The sequence below is a fragment of the Verminephrobacter aporrectodeae subsp. tuberculatae At4 genome (genome assembly GCF_000193225.1).
In the GTDB taxonomy this organism is placed as follows: Bacteria; Pseudomonadota; Gammaproteobacteria; order Burkholderiales; family Burkholderiaceae_C; genus Acidovorax; species Acidovorax aporrectodeae.
Genome location: NZ_AFAL01001014.1, coordinates 1 through 1,283, shown reverse-complemented (window position 1 = coordinate 1,283; position 1,283 = coordinate 1). Strand labels below are relative to the sequence as shown.

Below are 1,283 nucleotides of genomic sequence, written 5' to 3'. Positions count from 1 at the left end.
CGAAGGCGGGCGGTTGCGGCTGGACTTCCAGATCAAGGAGGTCGAGCTCGGCGCCCTCGGCCAATGGCGCCGGGCAGTGAGGCGCGGCGGCTTGCGCGGGCCGCGCGGCTCACACCCGGCCATGCGCAGGGTCCGTTCTGGCCGCGCCGCCTTCGATTTGTTCGAGCAGCGCGAGCAGCGGCGCCAGCTGCCGGTAGCGCCCGGCCGTGGCGCGGATGTAGGCCAGAAAGCGCGGCGTGTCGGCCAGGTACCGGGGCTTGCCGTCGCGCAGGCTCAGGCGCGCAAAAATTCCGGCGACCTTCAGGTGGCGCTGCAGGCCCATCCATTCGACGCTGGAATAGAACTCGCCAAAGTCCGCGCCCCAGCCGCTGGCGCTGCCCGCGCCCAGCAGGCCGGCCTTGCGCGCCTTCTCCCAGTAGCGCACGGTGACGTCGATGACGAATTCCTCTTCCCAGCTGATGAAGGCGTCGCGCAGCAGGCTGGCGATGTCGTAGGTGATGGGGCCGTGGACGGCGTCCTGAAAGTCGAGCACGCCCAGCGGCGCGCCCTCCTGCACGGGCGCCATCAGGTTGCGCGCCATGAAGTCGCGGTGCACGAAAACACACGGGGCCGCCAGGTTGTGCGCCACGATGGCGTCGAAGGCGCTGGCGAGCGTGGTCCGCTGCGCGCCGTCGAGCGTGACGCTGCGGTACCCGGCCAGGTACCAGTCGGGGAACTGCGCCAGCTCGCGCCGCAGCAGGGCCGCGTCGTAGGCGGGCAGCAGGTCCGCCCGGGAGGCCCGCTGCCAGTCGAGCAGCAGGTCGGTGGCCTGCTGGTACCAGCGCCAGGCCGCTTGCGGCTGGTCGGAGTGCAGTTGCTCGATCAGCGTCCTGCTGCCCAGGTCGGACAGCAGCATGAAGCCGCTGCGTTCGCCCCAGGCCAGAATCTGCGGCACGTTCAGCCCCGCAGCGGCCATCAGGCCCTGCACCCGCACGAAGGGGCTGCAATCCACCTGGTCCGGGGGCGCGTCCATCACGATGCAGCTCCCGCCGCGGCCGCTGTCGATGCGCAGGTAGCGCCGAAAGCTCGCGTCCTCCGAGGCCGGGCGCAGGCTCTCGGGCAATAACTGGTGCGGCCCGACCAGGGGTGCGAGCCAGGCCTCGAAGGCCGCCCGGCGCGCGGCGTCGGGCCAGGAAACGGGTGCACGGGACGCGCACGCGGAAAGCGCCGCTGCCGCACCCGGGGACGGATCGGCGGGGGGCAGTGGGCAGGGGTGGCTCATGGATAATCCGATTCTACAAACC

Annotated in this window: 1 protein-coding gene; it reads right to left on the bottom strand. The window is 71.4% G+C overall.

Going from position 1 to position 1,283, the window contains the following annotated elements; all coding sequences use genetic code 11:
* Positions 1–109: 109 nt before the first annotated feature.
* Positions 110–1,261, bottom strand: coding sequence for an aminoglycoside phosphotransferase family protein (locus VTU_RS0124600; RefSeq protein WP_010110449.1), 1,152 nt, complete (start codon positions 1,259–1,261; stop codon positions 110–112).
* Positions 1,262–1,283: the final 22 nt, after the last annotated feature.